Below are 25973 nucleotides of genomic sequence, written 5' to 3'. Positions count from 1 at the left end.
GCGCCGAGCCGAGGAGACACCCCGTACCGGCACCGCTCCCCGACCCCCACCAACCCCCGCCCGGCCAAGAGCCCAACCCGAACCACCGAGCCGCCGAGCCACCCGCAGGGCAAGGGCACACGGCAATCGGCGGGAGGCCACTCCTGCCGCCCCGCCACGCGACACCCCGTCCCTGGCACCCCGTGAGGGAAAGGGTGTAGCAACTCCCCCATGACGATCAACGGCGGTATTTCCTTCTGGTACGCGACCGACCCCGGCACCCCGGCCACCACCCCACCCCGGCCGCCCCTCACCGCCCACGCCACCGCCGATGTCGTCATCGTCGGCGGCGGCTACACCGGCCTGTGGACCGCCTACTACCTCAAGCAGGCCGCCCCCGACCTCCGCGTCACCGTCCTGGAGCAGAAGTTCTGCGGCTACGGCGCCTCCGGCCGCAACGGCGGCTGGCTCTACAACGGCATCGCCGGCCGCGACCGCTACGCCGCCCTCCACGGCCGGCCCGCCGCCGCGCGCCTCCAGCAGGCCATGAACGAGACCGTCACCGAGGTCATCGACGTCGCCGCCAAGGAGGGCATCGACGCCGACATCCACCGCGGCGGCGTCCTCGAGGTCGCCCGCACCCCCGCCCAGCTCGGCCGCCTGGGGGCCTTCCACGCCGCCGAGCTCGCCTTCGGCGAGACCGACCGCGAGCTCCACGACGCCGCCGCCACCCGCGCCCGCATCGACATCGCCGACGCCGTCGGCTCCAGCTGGAGCCCGCACGGCGCCCGTATCCACCCCCTCAAGCTGGTCCGGGGCCTGGCCGCGGCCTGCGAACGTCTCGGCGTGGTCCTCCACGAGTCCACCCCGGTCACGGAGATCGCCGCGGGGAAGGCCGTCACCCCCTACGGCGCGGTCCGTGCCCCGTACGTCCTGCGCTGCACGGAAGGCTTCACCGCCGCGCTCAAGGGCCAGAAGCGGTCGTGGCTCCCGATGAACTCCTCGATGATCGCGACCGCCCCGCTGTCCCCCGAGACCTGGGCACGGCTGGGCTGGTCGGGCCGGGAGGTCCTGGGCGACATGGCGCATGCGTACATGTACGCGCAGCGCACCGCCGACGACCGGATCGCGATCGGCGGGCGCGGGGTCCCGTACCGCTTCGGCTCGCGCACCGACAACGACGGCCGGACCCAGCCCGCCACCGTCGAGTCCCTCCGCGAGCTGCTCTTCTCCTTCTTCCCGGTCCTCACCGGTACGGAGATCACCCACGCCTGGTCGGGCGTCCTCGGCGTGCCGCGCGACTGGTGCGCCACCGTCACCCTGGACCGCACCACGGGCCTGGGCTGGGCGGGCGGGTACGTCGGCTCGGGCGTCGCCACCGCCAATCTCGCCGGCCGCACCCTGCGCGACCTGGTCCTCGGCGAGTCCACCGGGCTGACCGCCCTGCCGTGGGTGAACCACCGCGTCCGCCGCTGGGAGCCGGAGCCCTTGCGCTGGCTGGGCGTGCAGGCCCTCTACGCCGCCTACCGGGAGGCGGACCGCCGCGAAGCCGCCACGCACACCCCGGAGACGGCCCCCCTGGCCCGCCTGGCCGACCGCATCTCGGGCCGCCACTGACGCCCCGGCCCCGGAACGCCGAAAAACCCCGGACGCTGACACGTCCGGGGCCTTCCGCCACTGGAGCCCCCTGTCGGATTCGAACCGACGACCTACGCATTACAAGTGCGTTGCTCTGGCCGGACTGAGCTAAGGAGGCAACGGCACACCCGCTGTGTACTGCGAGCGAAGCCGCCATCACTCTACACAGCACGAGAATCCCCCTGCCATCACATTCGTCAGCCCTCCACCGGGTATCCCGTCGCCGCCGCCACTGTCGCCGCGGCGGTGGGGTCCGCTTCCGGGTTCAGGGCCTTGACCACAGCCTCCGTGAGGGGGCGCAGGGCGAAGACGTGGCGGATCGCGTCCAGGTCCACGGGCCGCTCGTGGTAGTCCTCGGCGAAGTCGCGGTAGGCCTCCGGGGTGCCCGCCGCTAGCACCTCGAAGAGTTCCCGGGCGCCGTCGCCGTAGCCGTCGGGGACCTCCACTGGCCCCGTGCGCCACGCCTCGTCCGCCGTCTCCCGCCAGAACACCACGGTGACCCGCGGTACGGGGCCGTCGCCGTCGTCGTCGCAGAACGCGGGCTCCGCCACGTACAGCCGGAAGGCCTCGGGCACCGCGTCCACCAGCCCCGGCCAGACCTCGGCGTCCTCGCCGCACCACGGGCTCATCTCCGACTCGTGGGCGAAGCCGCGCGCGTAGGCCCCGGCAGCGGAGAAGACGATGGCGTAGTCGTCGCCGGAGCCGTTGTCCATCAGGGCTACCTCCTCCGTCTCCGACCAGTCGGCGGCATACGCGAAGAACGGGTCGTGGGCGTCCATCACCGTCTCCAGCACGGCCAGGGCCCGGCACCGGTCGCGCAGGGTCCCGGTGCCGGGAAGGGCCGGGAGGATCTCGTACACGCTCATGGGCGCATCGAAGCAGCTCGCACCGACAATCCCACAGGCCCGCGGTACTGACAGGAGGCGTTCCGGAAGGTAGCGTCGGGCGGAGTCCGATTTCTGGACTAGACCTTCCACTCGGATCGTCCGGCACGTTCCTGCCGGTAGAAGGGATTCATCACCATGGCTTCTGTCACTTTCGACAAGGCGACCCGTCTGTACCCGGGCGGCGACAAGCCCGCCGTCGACCAGCTGGAGCTGGAGATCGACGACGGCGAGTTCCTCGTCCTCGTCGGGCCCTCCGGCTGCGGCAAGTCCACCTCGCTGCGCATGCTCGCCGGCCTGGAGGACGTCAACGGCGGCGCCATCCGCATCGGTGACCGCGACGTCACGCACCTGCCGCCCAAGGACCGGGACATCGCGATGGTGTTCCAGAACTATGCGCTCTACCCGCACATGACCGTCGCCGACAACATGGGCTTCGCGCTCAAGATCGCCGGTGAGGACAAGGCCACCATCCGCAAGAAGGTGGAGGACGCGGCGAAGATGCTCGACCTCACCCAGTACCTGGACCGCAAGCCCAAGGCGCTCTCCGGCGGCCAGCGCCAGCGCGTCGCCATGGGCCGTGCGATCGTGCGCAAGCCGCAGGTGTTCCTGATGGACGAGCCGCTGTCGAACCTCGACGCCAAGCTCCGCGTGTCGACGCGTACGCAGATCGCGGCGCTGCAGCGCGACCTCGGCATCACCACCGTCTACGTCACGCACGACCAGGTCGAGGCCATGACCATGGGCGACCGGGTGGCGGTCCTCAAGGACGGTCTGCTCCAGCAGGTCGACACCCCGCGCAACATGTACGACCGTCCCGCGAACCTCTTCGTCGCCGGCTTCATCGGCTCCCCGGCCATGAACCTGGTCGAGGTCCCGATCACCGACGGCGGCGTGAAGTTCGGCGACAGCGTCGTCCCGGTGTCGCGCGCCGCGCTGTCCGCCGCGGCCGACGCGGGCGACCGTACCGTCACGGTCGGCGTCCGCCCGGAGCACTTCGACGTCGCCGGGAGCGGCGGTCTGACCATCACCGTGAACGTCGTCGAGGAGCTCGGCGCCGACGGCTACGTCTACGGCTCCACCTCGGCCGCCGAGGGCTCGCAGGACCTCGTGGTCCGCGTGGGCGGCCGCCAGGTCCCGGAGAAGGGCTCCAGCCTGCACGTCGTGCCGCGGGCCGACGAGATCCACGTCTTCTCGACCTCGTCCGGGCAGCGACTGTCCGACTAGTCGTACCGGCACGGAGGTTGGAGGGGCGTCCCGTCAAGGGGCGCCCCTCCGCCGTCCGTTGTCGCGACGCACCCCAGGAACCCCGGCAGACCGGGCCATTCGGACGGGGCCGTCAACCCGGAATTCGAAAAACCACGTCGAACCATCCCCCGACAGGGTGACTAAATGTCGCCAAATCCTCACCGAGCGCTACTCTCGCCCTCGTGACCCACACTGCCCGCCGAATCGGCCGTTCCCTCGCCCTGGTCCTGCCCGTCGTCCTGGTCCTGTCCGGGACCCTCGCGGTCACCATGGTCCCCTGGGCGGACACTTCCTCCTCCCAGCTCGTGACCGCGTCCGCCGAGGGTGTCTCCACGCCCGCGAAGCCGCGCGCCGCCCACGAGGTGCTGCGCACGCAGCTCGTCGGCGAGTTGCAGCAGGGCCAGGAGCCGGACGAGGTCCTGACCCACCTCCAGCAGGAGGTGAACCGCCGGCCGTCGCTCGCCGAGCACTGCGTGGGCATCGCCCGGGCGCTCGGCCGCGCCGCCGTCGAGGCGTACGGTCCCACGAAGGCCCAGTCGTTCGCCCGCCCCGTCTGCGACACCTCGTACGCCACGGGCGTCGCCTCCATGGGCTGACCCGCGCCCCGTCCCTACGCTGGTCGCCATGACCGACGACCACCGATCCGCCCCTTCCGCAGCCGCGTTCCCCGCCGCCCCCACCCAGGCCGTCGTCCTGGCGGGCGGCCAGGGGTCGCGGCTGCGTCCGTACACCGACGACCGCCCCAAGCCGATGGTCGAGATCCCGGGGACCGGGCTGCCGATCATCGGGCACCAGCTGGCCTGGCTGGCGGCCGAAGGGGTCACCGAAGCGGTCGTCTCGTGCGGGCACCTGGCCGGGGTGCTCCAGGAGTGGCTGGCCGACGCCCCGTTGCCGCTGCGCGTGACCACGGTGGTCGAGGAGGAGCCGCTGGGGCGCGGCGGCGGCCTGAAGTACGCCGCACGGCACCTCCCGGACCCGGGCGGGGCCTGGTACGCGACCAACGGCGACGTCTGGACCCGGTTCTCGCTGCGCGAGATGGCGGCCTTCCACGCCGAGCGCGGGGCGGTCGCGACGCTCGCGCTGGCCCGCCCGCGGATCCCGTGGGGGGTGGTGGAGACCAACGAGTTCGGGCACGTCCTGGACTTCATCGAGGCTCCGCTGTCGCCGTATCCGGTGAACGCCGGGGTGTACGTCTTCGGGCCCGAATTCGCGGCGCTGCTCCCGGACTTGGGGGACCACGAGCGCACCACCTTCCCGCGGCTGGCCAGGGAGCGTCGGCTGGCGGGCTTCCCGCTGCCCCAGGGCGCCTACTGGCGGGCGATCGACACGGCCAAGGACCTCACCGAGGCCGCACGGGAGTTGGCGGCCCAGACGGCCCCCTGAGCCCCCGCACGCCCCCGGTACCGATCCGTCGGTTCCCGCCCTGCGCGGCCCCGCCCGACCCGTACGCCACCCCGGGCCCCGGCACCGACCCGTACGCCACCCCGGGCCCCGGCACCGACCCGTACGCCACCCCAGGCCCCGGCACCGACCCGTACGCCGCCCGGCGCAGCCGCCGTCACCGACCCGTACGCCGCCCGGCGCAGCCGCCCCCCACCGAATCCGTACGCTGCCCGCGTGGCCGTACGCAGCCGCCCGCACGCCGACCCCGCACCCGCGCCCGCACAGCCCCGCACGACGCCCGTCGGCCGAACCGCACGAAGCACGGCGCAGCCGTACGCACCGCAGGGGCCCGGCACGCTCGCGCGTACCGGGCCCCTGCGGGCCGGCCCCTGGCGGAGGGCTCAGCCGATGAGCCCGCCGATCAGGCCGGGCTGCTTGGTCTCGGTGCTGCCGCCCCCGCGCGTGCTGCTGCCCGACGTGGAGGACGACGACGACTTCGGCGCCGTGGACTGCCGGGGCGTGCTGCGCGGGGTCTGCTGCTTGCCGGTCGTCGTGCTCCGGGTCGCGGCGGGCGACTCGGAACCGGTCCCCGCCGTCCCCCGCGAGGGCGAGGACGACGCGGTCCTGCCGGACTTGGCGGAGGGCTCGGACGCGGAGGGCGTCGGCGACGCCGGCCGGGTCGGCTGCTGCTGCGCCGGCTGCTGCTTCGCGGGAGCCTGCGGCAGCGGGCGGCCCGGCAGGTAGTTGCTGGGAGCCTGGCCGGGACCGGGGACGGTGACGACGGTGGTGGAGCGGACCGCGCCGCCGAGGAGCGAGCCGACGAGCAGGGTGAGCCCGCACACGACGGTCGCCATGACGGCCCCGCGCCGCAGCACGCGCCGGCGCAGCCGCCAGATCTCCGAGCGCGGCCCGAGCGTGCGCCAGGCCTCGCCGGCGAGGCGTCCGTCGAGGGAGTAGACCGGCGCGCCCGCGATGATCAGCGGGCTCCAGGCGGCGAGGTAGATGATGTCGGGCGCGTCGTACGCCGGGACGGTCTTCCAGCTCACCGTCATCAGCAGCGCGGCGGACAGCAGCGCCCCGAAGCAGGCGGCGAACCGCTGCCACAGGCCGAAGACGGTCAGCACGCCGACGATGACTTGGAGGAACGCCACGCTGAGGCCCGCGCCCACCGGGTGGGCGAGCGCGAAGTCGCGCAGCGGCTCGGCCAGCGCCCACGGGGTCAGGGTGTGCAGCCAGGTGACCATGGAGCCGCGTTCGCCGCCGTCGAAGTAGACGGGGTCGCACAGCTTGCCCATGCCGGCGTAGATGGAGATGAAGCCGAGGAAGACGCGCAGCGGGAGCAGCACGACACCGAGGTTCATCCGGCGGCCGGGGTAGTAGGAGGCCTGTCCGCGGTTGTCGGCCTGCGGGCGCCGGGAATCCGGCCCCGGGCCGGCCCCGGGTCCGTGCGGCTGCTCGTACGGGAGGTCCCGTACGGCGGCCAGGGGGCGCGTCTCGGCGGGGTCCCCGTAGCTGCGCTGACCGATGACGGTCGGCGTGGCCAGGGTGTCCTCGGCGAGGTCGTGGGCCAGGTCGACGCGCGGGATGACCTGGGTGGCGCCGCCGTCGTGCTCGTCGTGGCCGCGTACGGCCTGGAGCAGTCCGCCCATGGCCGCGGCGGCGCCTGCGGTGTCGGACTTTCCGCTCCAGACCACGGGGGTACGGCGGCGGGTGGCCCCGGCGGCCGCCACCACGGCGCCGCCCAGGACGGGCGCGCGGCCGGGGGCCTGCGCGGGCTTGGGACGCGCGCTCGGGCTCGGTGCGAGCCGCACGCGGAAGCTGGCGTGGTTGACGATGACCTGTGCGGGGTCGCACGGCACCTTGACCATGCTCAGCGCGGGCTGGTCGTCGAACCCTGACGTTCTGGTGTCCACACTCATCTAACCGAGTGATCAGTGTTTAGGACACTGCCTTGACATCAGGGATCTGTCCGAGACCCGTCAAGATCAAGCCACCCCGCCCGAAACGGGCGGGGTGACACGCTCACGTGTCACTTTCCGTGAGCCAAGTGGATCAAGGCGATCAGGTGCGCGGCCGGGTGGCGCGGCGGCGGGCCGCCTCGTACAGCACGACGCCCGCGGCGACACCGGCGTTGAGGGACTCGGCGCCGCCCGGCATCGGGATGCGCACGAGGTAGTCGCAGTTCTCGCCGACGAGGCGGCCGAGGCCCTTGCCCTCGGAGCCGACGACGATGACGACCGGGCCGCCGAGCGCCTCCAGGTCCTGCACCTCGTGCGTGCCCTCGGCGGCGAGGCCGACGACGGCGATGCCCGCCTTCTTGTACTCCTGCAGGGCGCGGGTGAGGTTGGTGACGCGGGAGACCGGGGTGCGGGCGGCGGTGCCGGCGGAGGTCTTCCAGGCGCCGGCGGTCATGCCGGCGGCGCGGCGCTCGGGGATGACCACGCCGTGGCCGCCGAAGGCGGAGACGGAGCGGACGATCGCGCCGAGGTTGCGCGGGTCGGTGACCCCGTCGAGGGCGACGATCAGCGGGTCCTCGCCGTTGTCGTAGGCGGCGTCGGTGAGGTCCTCGGGGTGCGCGTACTCGTACGGCGGGACCTGGAGGACCAGACCCTGGTGGTTGAGCCCGTTGGTCATGCGGTCGAGCTCGGGGCGCGGGGCTTCCATCAGGTTGATGTTGCCGCGCTCGCCGGCGAGCTGGAGGGCCTCGCGGACGCGCTCGTCGTTGTCGATGAACTGCTGGACGTAGAGGGTGGTGGCGGGGACGCCGTCGCGCAGCGCCTCGAAGACCGGGTTGCGGCCGACGACCATCTCGCTGGTGCCCTTGGGGCCGCCGCGGCGGGGGGCGGGGCGGCGCTTGGCGGCCTGGCGGGCCATCGCGTTGGCGATGCGGTTCGCCTTGTGCTTCTTGCGGTCCTCGGCCTTGGGCGTGGGGCCCTTGCCCTCCAGGCCCTTGCGCCGCTGGCCACCGCTGCCGACCGTCGCGCCCTTCTTGTTGGACGTGCGGCGGTTCCTGCGCTGGCTGTTCCCGGCCATGACCTCTACCTGTTTTCGTTGGTGCTGCGATATGTACGTATGAAGAGTGTGCCGCCCGGAAGGCCGGGCGGCACAGTCGGACTGCTCCGGGTGCCGGGGGCTCAGCGGGCGCCGAGCGTCCAGCGCGGACCCGTCGGGCTGTCCTCGATGACCAGACCGGACTGCTGGAGCTGGTCGCGGATGGCGTCGGCGGTCGCCCAGTCCTTGCGGGCGCGGGCGGACTCGCGCTGGTCCAGGACGAGGCGTACGAGGGTGTCCACGGCGCCGTGGAGGTCCTCGCCGCGGTCGCTCTCGCCGGCCCAGTGCGGGTCGAGCGGGTCGAGACCGAGGACGCCCAGCATGGCCCGCACCTCCGCCAGGCGCGCGATGGCCGCGTCCTTGTCGTCGGCGGCGAGCGCGCTGTTGCCCTGGCGGACGGTGGTGTGGACGATCGCGAGGGCCTGCGGGACGCCGAGGTCGTCGTCCATGGCCTCGGCGAAGGCGGGCGGGACCTCATTCGCGGGCTCGACGGGGCCGCCGGCCTTCTCCACGACGCGCTGGACGAAGCCCTCGATGCGGGCGAAGGCCGCGTCGGCCTCGCGCAGCGCCTCCTCGCTGTACTCGATCATCGACCGGTAGTGCGGGGTGCCGAGGTAGTAGCGCAGGACGATCGGGCGCCACTGCTTGACCATCTCGGAGACGAGGACCGAGTTCCCGAGGGACTTGGACATCTTCTCGCCGGCCATGGTGACCCAGGCGTTGTGGACCCACGTGTTCGCGAACTCGTCGCCGAAGGCCTTGGCCTGGGCGATCTCGTTCTCGTGGTGCGGGAAGATCAGGTCGAGCCCGCCGCCGTGGATGTCGAAGGCCTCGCCGAGGTACTTGTGCGCCATGGCGGAGCATTCGAGGTGCCAGCCCGGACGGCCGCGGCCCCACGGGGTCTCCCAGGAGGGCTCGCCCGGCTTCACGGACTTCCACATGGCGAAGTCGCGGGGGTCGCGCTTGCCCGTCTCGCCCTCGCCGGAGGGCTGGAGCAGGTTGTCGAGCTCCTGGTTGGACAGGCTGAGGTAGCCGGGGAAGGAGCGCACGTCGAAGTAGACGTTGCCGTCGGCCTCGTAGGCGTGGCCGCGCTCGATCAGGCCGCGCATCATCTCGATCATCTCGGGAACATGGCCCGTGGCGCGCGGCTCGTAGGTGGGCCGCAGGCAGCCGAGGGCGTCGTAGCCGTTGTTGAAGGCCTGCTCGTTGTCGTAGCCGATGGCCCACCAGGGGCGGCCCTGCTCGGCCGACTTCGTGATGATCTTGTCGTCGATGTCGGTGACGTTGCGGATGAAGGTGACGTCGTAGCCGCGGTATTCGAACCAGCGGCGCATCATGTCGAAGTTGAGACCCGACCGGATGTGCCCGATGTGCGGTGCCGCCTGCACGGTGGCGCCACAGAGGTAGATCGAGACGCAGCCCGGAACGAGCGGGGTGAAGTCGCGGATCTGCCGGGCGCTGGTGTCGTACAGGCGAATAGTCACGGCATCCAGGGTAGTGCGCCTGTAGCAGTGCCCCGCGACCTTTGGGGTCGCGGGGCCGCTTTGTTGCCGAAGATGTGCGGCTTCCGGGGGCGTTCAGGCCCGGTTCGTCCGGTACACGAGGGCGGTGGCGATCGCGGCGAGCCCCTCGGCCCGGCCGGTCAGGCCCAGTCCGTCGGTGGTGGTGCCCGACACGGAGACGGGGGCGCCCGCGGCGGCGGCGAGCGCCTTCTGTGCCTCTTCGCGCCGCTTGCCGATCTTCGGGCGTACGCCGATCACCTGGATGGCGATGTTGCCGATCTCGAAGCCCTCCGCGCGCACGATCCGGGCGGCCTCCGCCAGCAGAGTCACCCCGGCGGCGCCGGACCACTCGGGGCGGGAGGTGCCGAAGTGCGCGCCGAGGTCGCCGACTCCGGCGGCCGAGAAGAGGGCGTCGCAGGCGGCGTGGGCGGCGACGTCGCCGTCGGAGTGGCCGGCGAGGCCGTCCTCCCCTTCCCACAGCAGGCCGGCGCACCACAGTTCGCGGCCGGTCTCGAAGGCGTGCACGTCGGTGCCGATCCCGACGAGCGGGATCAGGGGCGCGGCGGCGGGGACAGCAGCTGCGCCGGGTGCGGCGGCTGCGTCGGTGCTAGAACCCATCGGTGGCCCTCCTGCGGGCGAGTACGGCCTCTGCGAGGACCAGATCGAGCGGTCGGGTGACCTTGAAGGCCTCTTCGTGTCCCGGGATCACCACGACGGGGACGCCGAGGCGCTCCACCATGCCGGCGTCGTCGGTGGCGCCCTCGCCGGCGACGGCGATCGCGGCGTGGGCCTGAAGGAGCGTGGCGAGGTCGAAGCCCTGAGGGGTCTGCACGGCGCGCAGCCGGGCCCGCTCGGGCGTGGCGACGACCGGCTCGGGCTCGCCCGGCCTGCCGGGCTCGACCTCCTTGACGGTGTCGGCCAGCGGGAGCGCGGGCACCACGGCGCGGGCGCCGTCGCGTACCGCCTCGACGACGGCGTCGACGGTGTCCACGGGAACGAGCGGGCGGGCCGCGTCGTGGATCAGTACGGAGGTGACGTCCTGCGGGAGGGCGTCCAGACCGGCCCGTACGGACTCCTGGCGGGTGTCCCCGCCGGGGACGACCAGGACCTCGGTCCGCTCGGGCAGCGCGTGCTCGCCCAGCAGGAGGCGCACCTCGGCCGCTTCGGCGGCCGGGGCGACGACCACCACGACGGACACCGCGCGGGAGCGGGCCATCGCGCGGACGGCGTGGACGAGCATCGGGGTCCCGCCGAGGGCCCGCAGGGCCTTGGGGGCGCCGGGCCCGAGGCGTACCCCGCGGCCGGCGGCCGGGATCACCGCGGCGGTGCGGCGGGGGCGCGTTACGTCAGACATCAGTAGCTCCGAGCCAGGTTTCCGAGCCAGGTTTGTGACTTCGGCCGACATGGGTATGGCCTGAAGGGTGCCGGGTGCGACGCCCTCGCCCCTTCCGTGACGACCGGTCGAGCAGGCAGCCCGGACCCAGCACGCCAGTGAGACGTACGACTACGACACGTACGAGTACGAGTACGGCAAGAGGTACGGGGCACAAGGGCAAGAGGTACGGATACAGACATGCCGCAGCGCCCGGCAACAGGTCTCTCCGGGAGGAGAAACCTTGTCATCGGGCACCGCGGCAAGCTGTGCACACCGTGCACGGGGCCTCGCGTCAGGACGCGAGCACCTCGTCGAGGAGGGCCTCGGCCTTGTCCTCGTTCGTGTTCTCAGCGAGCGCGAGCTCGCTGACCAGGATCTGGCGCGCCTTCGCGAGCATGCGCTTCTCGCCCGCGGAGAGCCCGCGCTCGCGCTCACGACGCCACAGGTCACGCACCACTTCGGCGACCTTGATGACATCGCCAGAAGCGAGCTTCTCCAGATTTGCCTTGTAGCGCCGGGACCAGTTCGTCGGCTCTTCGGCATACGGTGCACGAAGCACCTCGAAGACCCGGTCCAGCCCGTCCTGGCCGACTACGTCGCGAACGCCGACGAACTCCGCATTGTCCGCAGGCACACGAACCGTCAGGTCGCCCTGAGCGACCTTGAGCACCAAGTAGGTCTTGTCCACGCCTTTGATCTGGCGAGTCTCAATGGCCTCGATCAGCGCGGCCCCGTGATGGGGATAGACCACGGTGTCGCCAACCTTGAACGTCATGTGACAGGTACCCCTTCCGTGGCTATCCAGGGTAACACGAGAACTGACCGTTATGAATGGCGTTTTCGCAGGTCAGGGCACATCTCGGGGCTTGACAACACCGACAGGAACGTGCTGCGGAAGGGTTCCGGAAGGGGGTATTCGCAGGTCGGGGGTAGTGCGCGGACCGGGCGAAAGGGCCACGCTACACCTCCCTCACACCCCCACCAGTGTGACGTACGTCCCGTTTTGCCGGGTTGTGAGTCGCGAAACCGAACTGCTCCGTTCGGCTGGCGAGCGTGCGTACGGGAGCGGTTCCGGCCCAATCCCGAATTGATCACCGGGCGGGGTTCGGGTGAATCCCGGAATTGATCAACGGAGGCCGCTCGCACGATATGCGAGCGGCACATGATCGGCGAGGTGAACGAGAAGGTGAACCCCGGGCGGAATACAAGATCGTGGACCGCCCCCAGGGCGGCGGCCGCCCTGCGGAGGGTCGGGTGCGGGGGCGGGGCGGCGGCTCGGTAACCTAAGCGCGCTGACACACCCTTAGAGCGGCTTCACATCGGCCGCTCCGGGGGTACCTCCCAGCGGTTGCCGGGAGAGCCCACCCTCCGTTCCGTTCGTCCAAGGAGTTGCCGCCGCCGTGAGCCGCAGCCTTCGACGCGGCGCCCTCGCCGCCACCGCCGTCGTGTTCTCGATCGCCTCGCTGGCCGCATGCGGTGCGGGCAACGACGCGCAGACTCTCCAGATCAAGCCGGACAACGCGTCCGCCACCAAGGGCGACATCGAGATCCAGAACGCCCTGGTGATCACCCAGGGCGAGAAGGACAAGAAGGGCCCGGCCGTCGTCTCGGCGACCGTCTTCAACAACGGCACCAAGGCGCAGACGCTTGACGGCATCACCCTTGCGGATGGCAAGGACAAGGTCGCGCTGAAGCCGGCCGGCGGCGCCGCCAAGATCACCGTGCCGGCCGGCGGCTCCGTGGTGCTGGGCGGCACGGGCAACGCCTCCGCCGTGATCGAGAACGGCTCCGAGGCCGCCAAGAACGGCGACGTGCAGAAGGTCGTCTTCCAGCTGAGCAGCACCGGCGGCGTCGAGCTCCAGGCCTTCGTGGTCCCGGCCACCGGCATGTACGCGGGCTTCGGCCCGTCCGCGGCCCCGGCCGCCACCCCGTCCGGCAGCCCGGCCGGCTCTCCCTCGGGCACGCCGTCGGGCTCCCCGGCCGGCACTCCCTCGGGCTCCCCGTCGGGCGCCGCCGGTGCCAACCCGTCCGGCTCCGCCTCGGGCTCGCCCGCCGGTTCGCCGTCGGGCTCGGCCTCGCGCCCCGCGGGCCACTGAGTCAGGTCGCGGCGTAGCGCCGTACACGTACGCATACGGGAAGGGCCCCCGTCCGCACCCTTGCGGACGGGGGCCCTCTCCATGCCCGGCCTGCGGGGACGCCCGGCCCGGGGCTACGGCTCGAACTTGTAGCCCAGGCCGCGGACCGTGACCAGGTAGCGCGGTGCGCCCGGGTCCGGTTCGATCTTGGCGCGCAGGCGCTTGACGTGGACGTCGAGGGTCTTGGTGTCGCCGACGTAGTCCGCGCCCCAGACCCGGTCGATCAGCTGCATACGGGTCAGTACGCGGCCCGCGTTGCGCAGCAGCATCTCCAGCAGGTCGAACTCCTTCAGCGGGAGGTCCACCTTGCCGCCGGCGACGGTGACCACGTGGCGGTCGACGTCCATCCGTACGGGGCCCGCCTCCAGGGCCGCCGGGGTGACCTCCTCCGGCTCGCCGCGGCGGCGCAGGACCGCGCGGATGCGGGCGACCAGCTCCCGCGAGGAGAAGGGCTTGGTGACGTAGTCGTCGGCTCCTATCTCCAGCCCGACGACCTTGTCGATCTCGCTGTCCTTCGCGGTCACCATGATCACGGGGACGTTGGAGCGGCCGCGCAGCTGCCGGCAGACCTCGGTTCCGGGCAGGCCGGGGAGCATCAGGTCGAGGAGTACGAGGTCGGCGCCGTTGCGCTCGAACTCGTCGAGCCCGTCGGGGCCGGTCGCCGCGATGGCGACCTCGAAGCCCTCCTTGCGGAGCATGTAGGACAGGGCGTCGCTGAAGGATTCCTCATCCTCGACGACGAGCACTCGGGTCACGGAAGGACCTCCGGGGCAGGGATGGCTGGAGCGGTTCTGGTTCAGGCTGGGGTCGGGTGGGTGCGGGCGGCGGCCGATGCGGCCGCTTCGGGGAGTCGCAGGGTGAAGGTGGAGCCCTGGCCCTCCGAGCTCCACACCGACACCTCCCCGCCGTGCGAGGCGGCCACGTGCTTCACGATCGCGAGGCCGAGGCCGGTGCCTCCCGTGGCGCGGGAGCGGGCCGGGTCCACGCGGTAGAAACGCTCGAAGATGCGCTCGCGGTCCTTTTCGGGGATGCCGATGCCCTGGTCGGTCACAGCGATCTCGATCAGGTCCCCTCCGGGTGCCGTGACCCGGCGGCCGGCTATGCCGACGCGGGTACGGGCGGGGCTGTAGTTGACGGCGTTCTCGACCAGATTTCCGAGGGCGGCGGCGAGCTGCCCGCGGTTGCCCCAGACGCGCAGGTCGGCGGTGCCGCCCGCGGCCATGGTGATCTGCTTCGAGGACGCCGTGTGGCGGCAGCGGTCGATGGCCTCGGCGACCAGCGTGTCCACACGGACGGGCTCGGCGTCCTCCAGCGGGTCGTCGTTCTGCACCCGGGAGAGGTCGATGAGCTCCTGCACGAGGTTGATCAGCCGGGTCGACTCGATCTGCATGCGGCCGGCGAAGCGGCTGACCGCCTCGGGGTCGTCCGCGGCGTCCATGACGGCCTCGGACAGCAGGGAGATCGCCCCGACCGGGGTCTTCAGCTCGTGGGACACGTTGGCGACGAAGTCACGGCGCACTGCCTCGATGCGGCGGGCCTCGGTGAGGTCCTCGACCAGGAGCAGTACGAGGCGGGAGCCGAGCGGGGCGACGCGCGCCGAGACCGCGAGGGCCTCGCCCCGGCCGGTTCCGCGGCGGGGCAGGTCCAGCTCGACCTGGCGTATCTCCCCGTCCCGGCGGGTGTCGCGGGCCATGTGGAGCATGGGTTCGACCGCCAGCTTGCCGCCGCGTACGAGCCCGAGGGCGTAGGCGGCGGACGAGGCCTTGACGACGGCGTCACCCTCGTCGAGGACCACGGCGGAGGAACGGAGCACGGACAGGACGGTGTCCACGCCGGGCGGCAGCACCGCGTTGATGTCGGGGCGCATGGAGCTCCGGGTGGGGCGGGCGTGGTCGCGCTCGCTCCAGCGGAACGCCAGCATCGCGATGACGCCGGTGCACAGACCGGCGATCGCTGCAGCTGCGGCGACCGCCGCGTTCACGTCCATGCATCCAGGTTAAGCAGGCACGACGACACTTCCACAGCCGTTCGGGTGGCACCTCGAACAGTCGTCGCCCAGAGTTCACCCTGGCGACGGGGTTGATTCACTTGTGGTGCCGGAGTCGGACGCGTTTCCGGCTCACCGTGTCAACGTGGGGCAGAAGGCCGCCCCCGGCCCGCCCCGGGCATCACCGCAGCAGTAGGTCGAGAGAGGGACACGAGACATGCGCGACGCGTACCACGAGGAACTGGACTCGATCGGAGAAGCCCTGGTCGAGATGGCCCGGCTCGTCGGTTCCGCGATCGGGCGGGCCACGACGTCCATGCTCGATGCCGACCTGAAGCTCGCCGAGAGCGTCATCGCCGCCGACCAGAAGGTGGACGACCTCCAGCACGACCTGGAGGCCCGTGCCATCGCGCTGCTGGCCCGCCAGCAGCCCGTCGCCACCGACCTGCGGATCGTCGTGACCTCGCTGCGGATGAGCGCCGACCTGGAGCGCAGCGGCGACCTGGCCCAGCACGTGGCGAAGCTCGCCCGGCTGCGTTTCCCGGACCGCGCCGTCCCGCGGGACCTGCACGCCACGATCCTGGAGATGGGTCAGCTGGCGCAGCGCCTGATGGCGAAGGCGGCCGAGGTCATCATCACGAAGGACGTGGACCTGGCGCTCCAGCTGGAGCAGGACGACGACGAGATGGACCAGCTGCACCGGACGCTGTTCCAGCACCTGATGGACGACCGCTGGAAGCACGGCATCGAGACGGCGGTGGACGTGACGCTGCTCGGCCGCTACTACGAGCGCTTCGCGGACCATGCGGTGTCGGTGGCCAAGCGCGTCGTCTACCTGGTGACGGGCGAGCACGCGGACGAGCTCCAGCAGCCGACGCAGATCGAAGGCGCCTGACGCGGCACCACGGCATACGACGACGCGCGGCGGCCTACGGTGGCGCACCACTGCGTACGGCGGCAGCGGGGCCGCTCCGAGCTCCCGTGCGCCGTTGACGCGCCGGTGGAGCTGGGCATGAATGAGGGCGAGGGCGGTCAGTCGTACGAGTCCCGTATGCCGCGGGGCACCGCCCCGCCGAGGAGGAACCATGCCCGATTCCCCCGTACCCATCACCCCGGAGCAGGAGCAGCCGCCGAAGCCCGAGCCGCTGCGGCTCCCGCTGCTCGCGGCCTGCGGCTGCGGCTCCGGCTGCGGCTGCGGCTGCCAGTCGGGTGCCCCCTGCCAGTGCGGGGGCTGACCGGGCCCACCCGGTCGGCCACGCGAAGAGGCCCCCTGCCTGCGGACTTCCCGCCGGCCGGGGGCCTTTTCGCGTACGCCCGGCGGAACCGCGGGCCGGCGCTTCCGCGTCCCCGATTCTGAACACGTTCGAATCGATCGAGCGGCGGCTGGCGCGGTGAACAGCAGGGTGGGCGCAGTGAGTACGGCGAACCCAGCGGCGCTCGACGGCCCGGAAGGCAGCCTGCACGCCCGCCTCGCCTACCCGGACTCCCCCAACTTCGGCACCGGCGACACCGACGCGGTGACCATCGACTTCACGGCGGACGGCCCGGACCACACCCTGGCCGCCTTCCACACCTACCCCGGCCAGGCAGTGTCCTGTCCCGACCGGGGGCGTCCGGATCGCCTATCTCAGGAGCCATTTGCGGGTCAGCGCCATGACCTCCGCGCGGCTGCGGCCGCCGTGGTCGGCAGCGATGAAGTGCGAGCCGATGCGCAGCGAGAAGGTGATCAGGGAGCGGACCTCGACGTCGTCCTCGTCGGCACAGAAGGCGCGGAACAGCGAGCGCAGGTACTCCATGCGCCGGCTGTCCGCACGGCGCAGCCGTTCGGCGACGGCCTCGTCGCGCCGGGCCCAGTCGCGGATCGCCAGGTCGGCGTCGACGCCGACCACCGGCCCCTCCTCGTAGGAGGCGACGATCGTGAACAGCCGGTCCAGCCGGGCCCTGGCGTCTCCCCCGCCGCTCTCGACCAGCTCGATCACCGCCTCGGTGACCTCGCGCTCCCAGGTGTCGAGCATCTCGGTGAGCAGCGCGCCGCGGCTGCCGAAGTACCCGTAGAAGCCGCCCTTGCTGACGCCGAGCGCCTGCGCCAGCACCTCGACCCGGACGGCCTCGGGGCCGCCGGCGGCCAGCGCCCGCAGCCCCTCCTCGATCCACTTGCCGCGTGGCGTGCGGGTCGCACCCATGCCGTGTCCCTCCTCGTCCACCCACCCTTCTATACGGTGCCGTATAGAAGGGTGCTAGCCTCGATCTATACGGCATCGTATAGATAGGGGCTTGCTCATGAGACTCCCCAGCACCGCCCACACCTCCCGCCCCTGGCGGATCCACGAGATCGCGGGCGACTTCCGGATCGAGGACGTGTGGGCGCTCCCGACACCGGGCGGACCCGACGACCTCGCGCGCCTGGTGCGCCAGTTCGCGGAGGGCACGGGGGACCCCGTCCCCTCCCCCGTCGGACGGGCGCTCTTCGCGATCAGGTGGAAGCTCGGCGCCCTGCTCGGCTGGGACAAACCCGAGGGCGGCCTCCGCTCCCGGGTGCCGACGCTCCGCGACCGGCTGCCGGCGGATCTGCGCGAGGGGGAGCGCGGGCCGGACCTCGCCGCCGTCCCCTTCACCTCCGTCTACCAGACGCACGACGAGTGGGCGGCGGAGATGGCCAACAGGACCATGCACGGGGTGATGCACATCGGCTGGGTCCCGGACGGGAACGGCGGCCACCGCGGCCAGATGACGGTCCTGGTGAAGCCCAACGGCTTCCTGGGCGCGGCCTACATGCTGGCCATCAAGCCCTTCCGCTACCTGGGCGTCTACCCGGCCCTCCTCCGCTCGATCGGCGCCGAATGGCGCAGGAACACGCCGACGGCGACCCCGAACTGACCCCCGGGCGTCCCGGCGCGACCCACCGTCGGATCCGACCGGACAGAGGACACCGGGGCCCACAGTGCAACCGGAGCGGACGAAAGCCCCTGACCCACGCCGTACGCGCAGGTCAGGGGCTCGATCGTGGTGGCTACTTCTTCTTGCCCTGGTTCTTGACGGCTTCGATGGCGGCCGCGGCGGCGGCCGGGTCGAGGTAGGTGCCGCCCGGGTTGAGGGGCTTGAAGTCCGCGTCCAGCTCGTAGACGAGCGGGATGCCGGTCGGGATGTTCAGGCCCGTGATGTCGGCGTCCGAGATGCCGTCGAGGTGCTTGACCAGACCGCGCAGGGAGTTGCCGTGCGCGGCCACCAGGACCGTGCGGCCCGCCAGCAGGTCCGGGACGATGCCGTCGTACCAGTACGGCAGCATGCGCTCGACGACGTCCTTGAGGCACTCGGTGCGCGGACGCAGCTCGTTCGGGATCGACGCGTAGCGCGGGTCCCCGGACTGCGAGAACTCCGTACCGTCCTCGAGGACCGGCGGCGGGGTGTCGTAGGAGCGGCGCCACAGCATGAACTGCTCCTCGCCGAACTCCGCGAGGGTCTGCGCCTTGTCCTTGCCCTGCAGCGCGCCGTAGTGGCGCTCGTTCAGGCGCCAGGAGCGGTGCACCGGGATCCAGTGGCGGTCCGCGGCCTCCAGCGCGAGCTGCGCGGTGCGGATGGCGCGCTTCTGGAGCGAGGTGTGCAGAACGTCGGGCAGCAGGCCGGCGTCCTTCAGCAGCTCACCGCCCCGGACCGCCTCCTTCTCGCCCTTCTCGGTGAGGTTGACGTCCACCCAGCCGGTGAACAGGTTCTTCGCGTTCCATTCGCTCTCGCCGTGGCGGAGGAGGATCAGCTTGTACGGTGCGTCGGCCATGCGTACGAGCCTAATGGACGCCCGGGCGCGCCCGCGCGCGGTGCCGGGTCCCGCCGATTGACGGCGGGCGTCAATCGGCTGGCGCCCGGAGCCCACCCGCTCGTAATGTGCACATCGGCAGAGCGACACTTACACCCTCGGGGGGATTCCGTATGTCCGCTGACAGTCTGAGACGGGCCGCGCGGGAGAGCGTCTCGGGCCTGCCCCGGGCGTTCTGGTGGCTGTGGACGAGCACCCTCGTGAACCGCCTCGGGGCCTTCGTCGCCACCTTCATGACCTTGTACCTGACCCTGGACCGGGGCTACTCGGCCTCCTTCGCGGGACTCGTCGTCGCCCTCCACGGCCTGGGCGGCGTGGTCTCCTCGCTCGTCGCGGGCGTGATGACCGACCGGCTGGGGCGGCGCCCCACCCTGCTGGCGGCGCAGGCCTCGACGGCCTTCTCGGTCGCACTGCTGGGGTTCATGGAGCATCCGGCGGCGATCGCGGCGGTGGCCCTCCTGGTCGGCATGACCTCGAACGCCTCCCGCCCGGCGGTCGCGGCGATGATGGCCGACATCGTCCGCCCCGAGGACCGCGTACGGGCCTTCGCGCTCAACTACTGGGCCATCAACCTCGGCTTCGCCATCAGCGCGACCGCGGCCGGCCTGATCGCCGAGTACAGCTACCTGGCCGGCTTCCTGGGCGAGGCGGCGCTCACGCTGGTCTGCGCGGTGCTCGTCTACGTCAAGCTGCCCGAGTCCCGGCCGGAGCGCGGCACGGCCGCCGGGTCCGGCGCCTCCCCGGACAAGAGCGGCGCGGGCGCGGAGACGGAGCCGGAGACCGGCCTCGGGACGGTGCTGCGCGACGGGCGGTTCATGGGTGTGGTCGGCCTGTCGTTCCTGATCTCGCTGATCTTCACGCAGGGGTCGGTCGGCCTGCCCGTCGCGATGGGCACCGCCGGCTTCTCCCCCGGGGACTACGGGCTCGTCATCGCGGTGAACGGCCTGCTGATCGTCGTCCTGCAGATCCCCGTCACCCGCCTCATCGAGCACCGCGACCCGCAGAAGCTGCTGGTGGTCTCGGCGCTGCTGGCCGGCTACGGCTTCGCGCTGACGGCCTTCGCCGGACCGGTGTGGGCGTACGCGCTGACGGTGTGCGTGTGGACGCTCGCCGAGATCGTGAACTCGCCGACCCAGATGGGCCTGGTCGTGCGGCTCTCGCCGGTGCACGGGCGCGGGCGCTACCAGGGCGTCTACACGATGTCCTGGTCGGTGGCCGCGCTGGTGGCGCCGCTGATGGCGGGCTTCATGATCGACCGGTGGGGGGCGAACTGGCTCTGGGCGGCCACGGCAGTCCTCGGAACCGGGGCGGCGGTGGGCTACTGGCTCCTGATGCGGAACCTCCCCTCGGACGCCCCGGACACGGCCCCGGCGGCATCCGGCGGCCCGACGCCCACCGCCTCCCGGACGCCGGAGCCCCTCCCCGCCGCACCGAACTGACCGCTCGGGGCGCGCCCCGGCCGGGGTCAGGCCAGGTGGCCGAAGAGGGCCGCCAGCAGGACGCCCGCCGCGAGGAAGAGGACCGTCAGCACCGCCATGGCGGCCTTCTGTTCCCCCGTGACCCCGGTCTCCGGCATGGCCATCGTCATGGCCGGGGCCGGGGCAGGGGCCGGGGCAGGGGCCGGGGCAGGGGCCGGGGCCGCCGGGAGCGGCTCGCCGCCCGCGCCCAGAGCCCGTACCGTTCCCATCCCGTGCTTCAGATGATGGGCGACCAGCCACGCGTTGACCGGGTACGCGCAGGCCAGGCCGGCCAGCACCGCGAGCGAGAAGGTCGCCCAGAACCGCACGTCGCCGACGTCGCGGGCGCCCGGCACCTGGCTGCGGACGATCACGTTCACCGCGACCATGGCACCCATCACGCAGTTCATCGACAGCCACTCCGCGTACACCGTCGAGCGGACGGCCCGCAGATAGCTGCCGCCGAGCATGTCGCGCATGAACAGGGCCTGGAAGACCAGCAGCCCGAAGCCGAAGCCGACCGCGTACTCGAACAGGGCGTCGGCCCACGGCGGAAGTCCGAGCAGCGAGGCGACGACGGCCGCCACCATGATGCCGGTCGCGTCGCCGGCCACGCAGTGGATGGTCGAGCCGAGCGCCTGCTTCCACAGCGGCGCCACGAACCGCTCGTGGGTCCCCGGCCGCGGCTCCTTGCAGGACAGTACGTACAGCGCGGCGCCCACCGGGCCGATGTAGAGGGTCACCAGCACCCAGCCCCACTTCATCACCGTGAGCTCGGGGTTCGCGGTGAACGCGTCGTGGGCGACGTAGCCGGCGGACAGGAGGGCCAGGGCGAACCAGGCGTACATCAGTGCTTCGGCTGTGGTCCCGCTCATCCCGCCACGGTGCGGGTTCCCGGGGCCGGACGGGCGGGCCGACACGCCCGCGCCCGCCGTCCGGTGCGCCGCGTCAGCCGATCGCGTCAGCCGGGTCGCCCGCCGGCCGATCGCCTCAGCCGGCCGGGCGTCAGCCGGTCGGGCCGCCGGGGCCGGCCGGCTCGCCCTGCGGCCGCGTCAGGTGCTTGAAGGCGTCGAGGTTGAAGGTCGGCTCACCGCGCGAGACCCGCCACTCGTACTCGCGCCGGATCGCGCTCGCGAAGCCCAGCTCCAGCAGCGTGTTGAACGAACCGTCCGCGGCCTCCAGCACCGTCCCGAGCAGCCGGTCCAGCTCCTCCGGGGTGACGACCGACAGCGGCAGGCGGGCCGTCAGGTAGATGTCGCCGAGCCGGTCCACCGCGTACGCCATCCCGTACAGCTTGAGGTTGCGCTCCAGCAGCCAGCGGTGGACGCCCGCCTCGTTCTCGTCGGGATGGCGGATCACGAAGGCGTTGACCGACAGCGAATGCCGGCCGACCCGGATCGAGCAGGTGGTGCTCAGCTTGCGCGTGCCGGGGAGCGTGACGACGTAGGAGCCCGGTGCGGGGCTCTCCCAGTCCAGCTCCGCGCCGGTGAGCGCACTCTCGATGATCTCGGCGGTGTCAGCCATGGTGGGAGCGTACGCGACGGCGATGATCGTGCATCGCCGCCGTGTACACGTCGGCCGTGCCGCTCGCCGCGGTGTCCCAGCCGAAGAACTGCGCGTGCCGTGCCGCCTCGGCCCCCATCCGGTCCGCGAGCGCGGGATCGTCGACGAAGCGGCGCAGCTGGCGCGCGTAGTCCGCCGGGTCGTGCCCGGGTACGAGGATCCCCGTGACGCCGTCGTCGACGGCGACGGGCAGTCCGCCGACCTCGGCGGCCAGCACCGGGGTGCCGGCGGCCTGGGCCTCTATCGCGACGAGCCCGAAGGACTCGCTGTAGGACGGCATGACCAGCACGGACGCGGCGCGGAACCAGTCCGCGAGCCCGTCCTGGGCGACCGGCGGGTGGAAGTGCACGAGGTCGGCGATGCCCAGCTTCGCGGCGAGCTTCTGCAGGCCCTCGGGCTTGGCGAGGCCGCTGCCGCTGGGGCCGCCGACGACGGGGACGAAGAGGCGGCGGCGCAGCGAGGGGTCCCGGTCGACGAGGACGGCGACGGCGCGCAGCAGGATGTCGGGGGCCTTCAGCGGCTGGATCCGTCCGGCGAACAGCGGGATGACGGCGTCCTGCGGCAGGCCGAGGCGGGCGCGGGCGGCGGCCCGGCCGTCGCCGACGGTGAAGCGCTGGAGGTTCACGCCGGGGTGGACGACGGCCACCTTGGCGGGGTCGGCCTCGTAGTACCGCACGAGCTCGTCGGCCTCTTCGGCGGTGTTGGCGATGAGCCGGTCGGCGGCGGAGACGATCTGGGTCTCGCCTATGACACGGGCGGCGGGCTCGGGCGTGTCGCCCTCGGCCAGCGCCGCGTTCTTGACCTTGGCCATGGTGTGCATGGCGTGGACGAGCGGTACGCCCCAGCGCTGGGCGGCGAGCCATCCGACGTGCCCGGAGAGCCAGTAGTGGGAGTGGACGAGGTCGTAGTAGCCGGGGCGGTGGCCGGCCCAGGCCTGCATCACGCCGTGGGTGAAGGCGCACAGCTGGGCCGGGAGCTCCTCCTTGGCGAGGCCCTCGTAGGGGCCGGCGTCCACGTGCCGTACGAGGACGCCGGGCGTCAGCTCGACCACCGGCGGCAGCCCGCCGGTGGTGGCGCGGGTGAAGATCTCGACCTCGATGTTGATCGCGGCGAGCCGCCTGGCCAGTTCCACGATGTAGACGTTCATCCCACCGGCGTCGCCGGTCCCGGGCTGGTGCAGCGGTGAGGTGTGCACGCTGAGCATGGCCACGCGGCGCGGCTTGCGGTGGTGGCCGACGGCAGGCAGGCGCAGCCGGGGCGGCTCGTGACGGGTGGCGGCACGGGCGGCGGCGAGGCGCCCGCTGAGACTGCCGCCGAGGCGGGACACGTACTGGCTCAAGGAAGCTGTTCCTCTCGGCTCGGACGGTGCGCGCGCGACGCTCGGACGACATGACGGACGGCATGACTGCGGGGGCGCGTAGGGCGCCCTGCAAGGAGTGCAACCCGGATGGCCGTCCCCCGCATTCCGGGGTGCCCGGTTTTCCTGCGCGTTCCTCGTGTTTCTCGGCGCTTTCCCGGGGCGCCGGGCGCTTTTCACGGTGTGCGGGCGCTCCGCTTACCCTCGGCTCATGGCCTCCCGCAGTACCCCGTCACCGTCACCCAGCCGCGCCTCCGGCCGTCCTGTGGGCTCGGTGACGCGCGGGACGACGAACCCGAACCGGTTGCGCCGGATGGACCGCTGGATCGCCTTCGCCCACGGGGCGGCGCTGCGGCGTGCGGGGGACCCGGTGGCCGTGGACCTCGGGTACGGGGCGGCGCCCTGGACCGCGGTGGAGCTGCTGGCACGGCTGCGGGACGCGGCGCCGCGGGTGCGGGTGGTCGGCATCGAGATCGAGCCGGCGCGGGTGGCGGGGGCGAAACCGTATGAGCGGGACGGGCTGAGCTTCCGGCACGGCGGCTTCGAGGTCCCGCTGGAGGGCGGGCAGCGGCCGATGCTGATCCGCGCGGCGAACGTACTGCGCCAGTACGACGAGGAGCAGGTCGCGGAGGTCTGGGCCCGGCTGTGCGCGCGGCTGGCGCCGGGCGGGCTGCTGGTGGAGGGGACCTGCGACGAGATCGGGCGGCGGCATGTGTGGGTGGCGCTGGGGCCGGAGGGGCCACGCACGGTGACGTTCGCTACCCGGCTGGGCTCGCTGGAGCGTCCCTCGGACCTGGCGGAGCGGCTGCCGAAGGCGCTGATCCACCGGAACGTGCCGGGTGAGCCGGTGCACGCCTTCCTGCGGGACTTCGACCGGGCCTGGGCGGCGGCGGCCCCGTACGCCTCGTACGGGGCGCGGCAGCGCTGGATCCGCACGGCGCGGGCGCTGTCGGCGGACTGGCCGCTGGCGGACGGGCCGGGGCGGTGGCGGCAGGGGGAACTGACGTTGCGCTGGGAGGCGTTGCGCCCGGTGGGGTGAATGCGGTGCGGTGGGGAACCGGGGTCGGGGGTACCCCGTTGATCCGTGAGGGGCAGGGCGCGGGGTCCGTTGGGGCAGACAAGATCGAAACGGTATCCACAAGGGTGTCGGAATTCATCGACTCGTGGCACCATCCCGATGGCAGTGGGAAGTTACTGATGAATAGTCAGATCTGAGACCAGGTCTGACGCGGGTGCCTGGGGGGACCATGGGGTCGGTAAGGCGACGACGAGGCGCAAGCTCTCTCGTGCTGCTGTGCGCGATGGCGGTGCTGACGGCACCGGGCCTCGCGACGGGCATGGCGTATGCGGCTCCGGCCCCGCCCGGGGCTCCGCCGGCGCCGGGTGCTCCGGCGACTCCGGGCGCTCCGGCCGCCCCTCTGCCGGGGCCGGGCGGCAAGTCCCTGGAGCAGGTCCGCAAGGACATCGAGGAGCTCTACCGGCAGGCGGGCACCGCGACGGACGCCTACAACCTCGCCGAGGCCGAGACCAAGGCCCAGTCGGACAAGATCGTCGAGATCGCCAACCTGATCGTCGCCGGCAAGGAGCGGATCGCCACGCTGAAGAGCCGCGCGGGCGCCGCGGCCCGCGCGCAGTACCGCTCGGGCGGCCTGCCGCCGGGCGCGAAGCTGGCGTTGAGCGAGGACCCGAACCACTTCCTCGACGGGGCGGGCCGGTTGCGCCAGGGCGAGAAGGCCGCCTCCGACCTCCTGTCCGAACTGGACCGCACCCAAACCGACTTGCAGCGCTACGCGGAGGAGGCGAGCGAGCGCTGGCAGAAGCTGGAGGCCAACCGGGTCAAGCAGGAGGAGTCCAAGAAGCAGATCGAGGAGAAGATCAAGGCCGCGGAGGAGCTGGAGAGCAAGCTCGAGGCCGAGGAGAAGGCCCGGCTGATCCAGCTGGAGCAGGAAGCGCAGTACCGGGCGCAGACGGCGTGGCTGTCCACGGGTGCGATGAAGGACGTCAACGGCAAGGCGACGGACGCCGGCAAGCAGGCCGTGCAGTTCGCCACGGCGCAGATAGGGAAGCCGTACAAATGGGGCGCCGTCGGCCCCGACTCCTACGACTGCTCCGGGCTGACCTCCCAGGCCTGGCGGGCGGCGGGGCGCGGCATCCCGCGCACCTCGCAGGAGCAGCTGCGGCTGCTCCCGAAGATCGCGCTCAAGGACATGCGGCCGGGCGATCTGATCATCTACTTCGACGACGCGAGCCATGTTGGTATGTACGTGGGCGACGGCGCGATGGTCCACGCCCCGCGCCCCGGCCGCAACATCACGATGGCGGGCGCGGGCTCCATGCCGATCAAGGCGGTGGTCCGCCCCGACGCGTAACGCCTCCGGCGATGGTTGGCCGCCTCTGCCCTGGCCGGGCGGTGCCGTTGCCCTGGCCGGGCGGTGCGGTGGTTTTCCGGGTGCGGGCCGGTGGCCGCGCCTCAAACGCCGGCGGGGCTGGGTGGTGTCCCGGGGCGGAGCGGGAAAAGAGGGGTGGGGGTGCGGGGCCGCCGGGGGGTGTCTCCTCGGCTCGGCGCGTGCGGGCATGGCGCGAACGTACGGCCCTGGTTGCGC

The 25973-nt window shown here is 72.3% G+C and carries 25 protein-coding genes and 1 tRNA gene; 11 read left to right on the top strand and 15 right to left on the bottom strand.

Translation table 11 applies throughout. From position 1 onward, the window contains the following. Positions 1–210: 210 nt before the first annotated feature. On the top strand, positions 211–1596 hold the full coding sequence (locus AAT21_RS21820) for an NAD(P)/FAD-dependent oxidoreductase (RefSeq protein WP_046778661.1): 1386 nt from the start codon (positions 211–213) through the stop codon (positions 1594–1596). 61 nt (positions 1597–1657) lie between these two features. On the opposite strand, the gene AAT21_RS21815 is transcribed toward AAT21_RS21820, so the two are convergent. Both AAT21_RS21815 and AAT21_RS21810 read right to left on the bottom strand, forming a co-directional pair. Further along, positions 1658–1735 (bottom strand) — tRNA-Thr (locus tag AAT21_RS21815). Positions 1736–1814: 79 nt separating this feature from the next. Continuing rightward, on the bottom strand, positions 1815–2483 hold the full coding sequence (locus AAT21_RS21810) for a hypothetical protein (protein WP_046778660.1): 669 nt from the start codon (positions 2481–2483) through the stop codon (positions 1815–1817). Positions 2484–2639: 156 nt separating this feature from the next. Between AAT21_RS21810 and AAT21_RS21805 the strand changes: the two genes are divergently transcribed. The 3 genes from AAT21_RS21805 (at position 2640) to AAT21_RS21795 (ending at position 5132) form a co-directional block, all read left to right on the top strand. After that, positions 2640–3728: an ABC transporter ATP-binding protein gene (locus AAT21_RS21805; protein WP_046778659.1), complete on the top strand. Its 1089-nt coding sequence runs from the start codon at positions 2640–2642 to the stop codon at positions 3726–3728. A 203-nt stretch (positions 3729–3931) separates the two neighbouring features. Beyond that, on the top strand, positions 3932–4345 hold the full coding sequence (locus tag AAT21_RS21800; RefSeq protein ID WP_046778658.1) for a hypothetical protein: 414 nt from the start codon (positions 3932–3934) through the stop codon (positions 4343–4345). 28 nt (positions 4346–4373) lie between these two features. Beyond that, positions 4374–5132: a nucleotidyltransferase family protein gene (locus AAT21_RS21795; RefSeq protein ID WP_046778657.1), complete on the top strand. Its 759-nt coding sequence runs from the start codon at positions 4374–4376 to the stop codon at positions 5130–5132. A 401-nt stretch (positions 5133–5533) separates the two neighbouring features. Here AAT21_RS21795 and AAT21_RS21790 read toward each other — a convergent pair whose 3' ends face one another. The 6 genes from AAT21_RS21790 to AAT21_RS21765 all read right to left on the bottom strand — a co-directional run bounded on the left by AAT21_RS21790 (position 5534) and on the right by AAT21_RS21765 (position 11835). Then, positions 5534–7051 carry a DoxX family protein gene (locus AAT21_RS21790; RefSeq protein ID WP_079025869.1) on the bottom strand — a complete coding sequence of 506 codons (1518 nt, stop codon included), beginning with the start codon at positions 7049–7051 and terminating at the stop codon, positions 5534–5536. A 142-nt stretch (positions 7052–7193) separates the two neighbouring features. Continuing rightward, positions 7194–8165, bottom strand: a complete 972-nt coding sequence (gene rlmB, locus AAT21_RS21785; RefSeq protein ID WP_046778655.1) for a 23S rRNA (guanosine(2251)-2'-O)-methyltransferase RlmB — start codon at positions 8163–8165, stop codon at positions 7194–7196. 101 nt (positions 8166–8266) lie between these two features. Next, positions 8267–9667 (bottom strand): cysteine--tRNA ligase, encoded by a 1401-nt coding sequence (gene cysS / locus AAT21_RS21780; RefSeq protein ID WP_046778654.1) that lies wholly within the window; start codon positions 9665–9667, stop codon positions 8267–8269. A gap of 93 nt (positions 9668–9760) precedes the next feature. Further along, complete coding sequence (gene ispF, locus AAT21_RS21775) at positions 9761–10303, bottom strand: 2-C-methyl-D-erythritol 2,4-cyclodiphosphate synthase (RefSeq protein WP_046778653.1); 543 nt, start codon at positions 10301–10303, stop codon at positions 9761–9763. Next, positions 10293–11039: a 2-C-methyl-D-erythritol 4-phosphate cytidylyltransferase gene (gene ispD, locus AAT21_RS21770; protein WP_046778652.1), complete on the bottom strand. Its 747-nt coding sequence runs from the start codon at positions 11037–11039 to the stop codon at positions 10293–10295. Before ispD ends, ispF begins: the two co-directional genes overlap by 11 nt. A 313-nt stretch (positions 11040–11352) precedes the next feature. Next, positions 11353–11835, bottom strand: coding sequence for a CarD family transcriptional regulator (locus AAT21_RS21765; protein ID WP_003953493.1), 483 nt, complete (start codon positions 11833–11835; stop codon positions 11353–11355). Between the two features lie 625 nt (positions 11836–12460). On the opposite strand from AAT21_RS21765, the gene AAT21_RS21760 reads away from it, so the two are divergent. After that, a complete protein-coding gene (locus AAT21_RS21760; RefSeq protein ID WP_046778651.1) occupies positions 12461–13156 on the top strand; it encodes a lipoprotein in 696 nt (231 codons plus the stop codon). Positions 13157–13269: 113 nt separating this feature from the next. On the opposite strand, the gene AAT21_RS21755 is transcribed toward AAT21_RS21760, so the two are convergent. Both AAT21_RS21755 and AAT21_RS21750 read right to left on the bottom strand, forming a co-directional pair. Then, a complete protein-coding gene (locus AAT21_RS21755; protein ID WP_030387286.1) occupies positions 13270–13950 on the bottom strand; it encodes a response regulator transcription factor in 681 nt (226 codons plus the stop codon). Between the two features lie 41 nt (positions 13951–13991). After that, positions 13992–15182, bottom strand: a complete 1191-nt coding sequence (locus tag AAT21_RS21750; RefSeq protein WP_046778650.1) for a sensor histidine kinase — start codon at positions 15180–15182, stop codon at positions 13992–13994. 217 nt (positions 15183–15399) lie between these two features. On the opposite strand from AAT21_RS21750, the gene phoU reads away from it, so the two are divergent. Together phoU and AAT21_RS38170 are read left to right on the top strand one after the other, a co-directional pair. Continuing rightward, positions 15400–16077 (top strand): phosphate signaling complex protein PhoU, encoded by a 678-nt coding sequence (phoU, locus tag AAT21_RS21745; protein WP_046778649.1) that lies wholly within the window; start codon positions 15400–15402, stop codon positions 16075–16077. Positions 16078–16267: 190 nt separating this feature from the next. Continuing rightward, positions 16268–16417: a hypothetical protein gene (locus tag AAT21_RS38170; RefSeq protein ID WP_167350612.1), complete on the top strand. Its 150-nt coding sequence runs from the start codon at positions 16268–16270 to the stop codon at positions 16415–16417. A gap of 387 nt (positions 16418–16804) precedes the next feature. Here AAT21_RS38170 and AAT21_RS21740 read toward each other — a convergent pair whose 3' ends face one another. Further along, positions 16805–17365 (bottom strand): TetR/AcrR family transcriptional regulator, encoded by a 561-nt coding sequence (locus AAT21_RS21740; protein WP_037924682.1) that lies wholly within the window; start codon positions 17363–17365, stop codon positions 16805–16807. A gap of 97 nt (positions 17366–17462) precedes the next feature. On the opposite strand from AAT21_RS21740, the gene AAT21_RS21735 reads away from it, so the two are divergent. After that, complete coding sequence (locus AAT21_RS21735) at positions 17463–18059, top strand: DUF2867 domain-containing protein (RefSeq protein WP_046778648.1); 597 nt, start codon at positions 17463–17465, stop codon at positions 18057–18059. Between the two features lie 133 nt (positions 18060–18192). Here the strand turns inward: AAT21_RS21735 and AAT21_RS21730 are convergent, their stop codons facing one another. Next, positions 18193–18954: a phosphoglyceromutase gene (locus AAT21_RS21730; protein WP_046778647.1), complete on the bottom strand. Its 762-nt coding sequence runs from the start codon at positions 18952–18954 to the stop codon at positions 18193–18195. 152 nt (positions 18955–19106) lie between these two features. Here AAT21_RS21730 and AAT21_RS21725 point away from each other — a divergent pair, with 152 nt between their 5' ends. Next, on the top strand, positions 19107–20432 hold the full coding sequence (locus AAT21_RS21725; RefSeq protein WP_046778646.1) for an MDR family MFS transporter: 1326 nt from the start codon (positions 19107–19109) through the stop codon (positions 20430–20432). A gap of 26 nt (positions 20433–20458) precedes the next feature. Here AAT21_RS21725 and AAT21_RS21720 read toward each other — a convergent pair whose 3' ends face one another. The 3 genes from AAT21_RS21720 to mshA all read right to left on the bottom strand — a co-directional run bounded on the left by AAT21_RS21720 (position 20459) and on the right by mshA (position 23352). Then, positions 20459–21325, bottom strand: a complete 867-nt coding sequence (locus AAT21_RS21720; protein ID WP_046778645.1) for a DUF4396 domain-containing protein — start codon at positions 21323–21325, stop codon at positions 20459–20461. A 130-nt stretch (positions 21326–21455) separates the two neighbouring features. Continuing rightward, the gene (locus tag AAT21_RS21715; protein WP_046778644.1) at positions 21456–21974 is read right to left on the bottom strand and encodes a type III secretion system chaperone family protein; all 519 of its coding nucleotides are present in this window, start codon (positions 21972–21974) and stop codon (positions 21456–21458) included. Next, positions 21967–23352 carry a D-inositol-3-phosphate glycosyltransferase gene (gene mshA, locus AAT21_RS21710; protein WP_046778643.1) on the bottom strand — a complete coding sequence of 462 codons (1386 nt, stop codon included), beginning with the start codon at positions 23350–23352 and terminating at the stop codon, positions 21967–21969. The genes AAT21_RS21715 and mshA overlap by 8 nt, the downstream gene beginning before the upstream one ends. A 229-nt stretch (positions 23353–23581) precedes the next feature. Here mshA and AAT21_RS21705 point away from each other — a divergent pair, with 229 nt between their 5' ends. Then, a complete protein-coding gene (locus AAT21_RS21705; RefSeq protein WP_200904445.1) occupies positions 23582–24409 on the top strand; it encodes a class I SAM-dependent methyltransferase in 828 nt (275 codons plus the stop codon). A gap of 208 nt (positions 24410–24617) precedes the next feature. Beyond that, entirely contained in the window at positions 24618–25739 is a 1122-nt protein-coding gene (locus tag AAT21_RS21700) for a C40 family peptidase (RefSeq protein WP_046778641.1), read from the top strand. Positions 25740–25973: the final 234 nt, after the last annotated feature.

Source organism: Streptomyces yangpuensis (assembly GCF_001005295.1).
Taxonomy (GTDB): domain Bacteria; phylum Actinomycetota; class Actinomycetes; order Streptomycetales; family Streptomycetaceae; genus Streptomyces; species Streptomyces yangpuensis.
The sequence above is the reverse complement of the archived record's forward strand: the minus strand, read 5'-3'. Positions and strand labels throughout refer to the sequence as shown.

What these genes read in the sequence shown, in the direction of transcription:
- AAT21_RS21820 (WP_046778661.1), top strand. Translation starts at nt 211, where the DNA reads ATGACGATCAACGGCGGTATTTCCTTCTGGTACGCGACCGACCCCGGC.
- AAT21_RS21810 (WP_046778660.1), bottom strand. Translation starts at nt 2,483, where the DNA reads ATGAGCGTGTACGAGATCCTCCCGGCCCTTCCCGGCACCGGGACCCTG.
- AAT21_RS21805 (WP_046778659.1), top strand. Translation starts at nt 2,640, where the DNA reads ATGGCTTCTGTCACTTTCGACAAGGCGACCCGTCTGTACCCGGGCGGC.
- AAT21_RS21795 (WP_046778657.1), top strand. Translation starts at nt 4,374, where the DNA reads ATGACCGACGACCACCGATCCGCCCCTTCCGCAGCCGCGTTCCCCGCC.
- AAT21_RS21790 (WP_079025869.1), bottom strand. Translation starts at nt 7,051, where the DNA reads ATGAGTGTGGACACCAGAACGTCAGGGTTCGACGACCAGCCCGCGCTG.
- rlmB (WP_046778655.1), bottom strand. Translation starts at nt 8,165, where the DNA reads ATGGCCGGGAACAGCCAGCGCAGGAACCGCCGCACGTCCAACAAGAAG.
- ispF (WP_046778653.1), bottom strand. Translation starts at nt 10,303, where the DNA reads ATGGGTTCTAGCACCGACGCAGCCGCCGCACCCGGCGCAGCTGCTGTC.
- ispD (WP_046778652.1), bottom strand. Translation starts at nt 11,039, where the DNA reads ATGTCTGACGTAACGCGCCCCCGCCGCACCGCCGCGGTGATCCCGGCC.
- AAT21_RS21765 (WP_003953493.1), bottom strand. Translation starts at nt 11,835, where the DNA reads ATGACGTTCAAGGTTGGCGACACCGTGGTCTATCCCCATCACGGGGCC.
- AAT21_RS21750 (WP_046778650.1), bottom strand. Translation starts at nt 15,182, where the DNA reads ATGGACGTGAACGCGGCGGTCGCCGCAGCTGCAGCGATCGCCGGTCTG.
- phoU (WP_046778649.1), top strand. Translation starts at nt 15,400, where the DNA reads ATGCGCGACGCGTACCACGAGGAACTGGACTCGATCGGAGAAGCCCTG.
- AAT21_RS38170 (WP_167350612.1), top strand. Translation starts at nt 16,268, where the DNA reads ATGCCCGATTCCCCCGTACCCATCACCCCGGAGCAGGAGCAGCCGCCG.
- AAT21_RS21740 (WP_037924682.1), bottom strand. Translation starts at nt 17,365, where the DNA reads ATGGGTGCGACCCGCACGCCACGCGGCAAGTGGATCGAGGAGGGGCTG.
- AAT21_RS21735 (WP_046778648.1), top strand. Translation starts at nt 17,463, where the DNA reads ATGAGACTCCCCAGCACCGCCCACACCTCCCGCCCCTGGCGGATCCAC.
- AAT21_RS21730 (WP_046778647.1), bottom strand. Translation starts at nt 18,954, where the DNA reads ATGGCCGACGCACCGTACAAGCTGATCCTCCTCCGCCACGGCGAGAGC.
- AAT21_RS21725 (WP_046778646.1), top strand. Translation starts at nt 19,107, where the DNA reads ATGTCCGCTGACAGTCTGAGACGGGCCGCGCGGGAGAGCGTCTCGGGC.
- AAT21_RS21720 (WP_046778645.1), bottom strand. Translation starts at nt 21,325, where the DNA reads ATGAGCGGGACCACAGCCGAAGCACTGATGTACGCCTGGTTCGCCCTG.
- AAT21_RS21715 (WP_046778644.1), bottom strand. Translation starts at nt 21,974, where the DNA reads ATGGCTGACACCGCCGAGATCATCGAGAGTGCGCTCACCGGCGCGGAG.
- AAT21_RS21705 (WP_200904445.1), top strand. Translation starts at nt 23,582, where the DNA reads ATGGCCTCCCGCAGTACCCCGTCACCGTCACCCAGCCGCGCCTCCGGC.
- AAT21_RS21700 (WP_046778641.1), top strand. Translation starts at nt 24,618, where the DNA reads ATGGGGTCGGTAAGGCGACGACGAGGCGCAAGCTCTCTCGTGCTGCTG.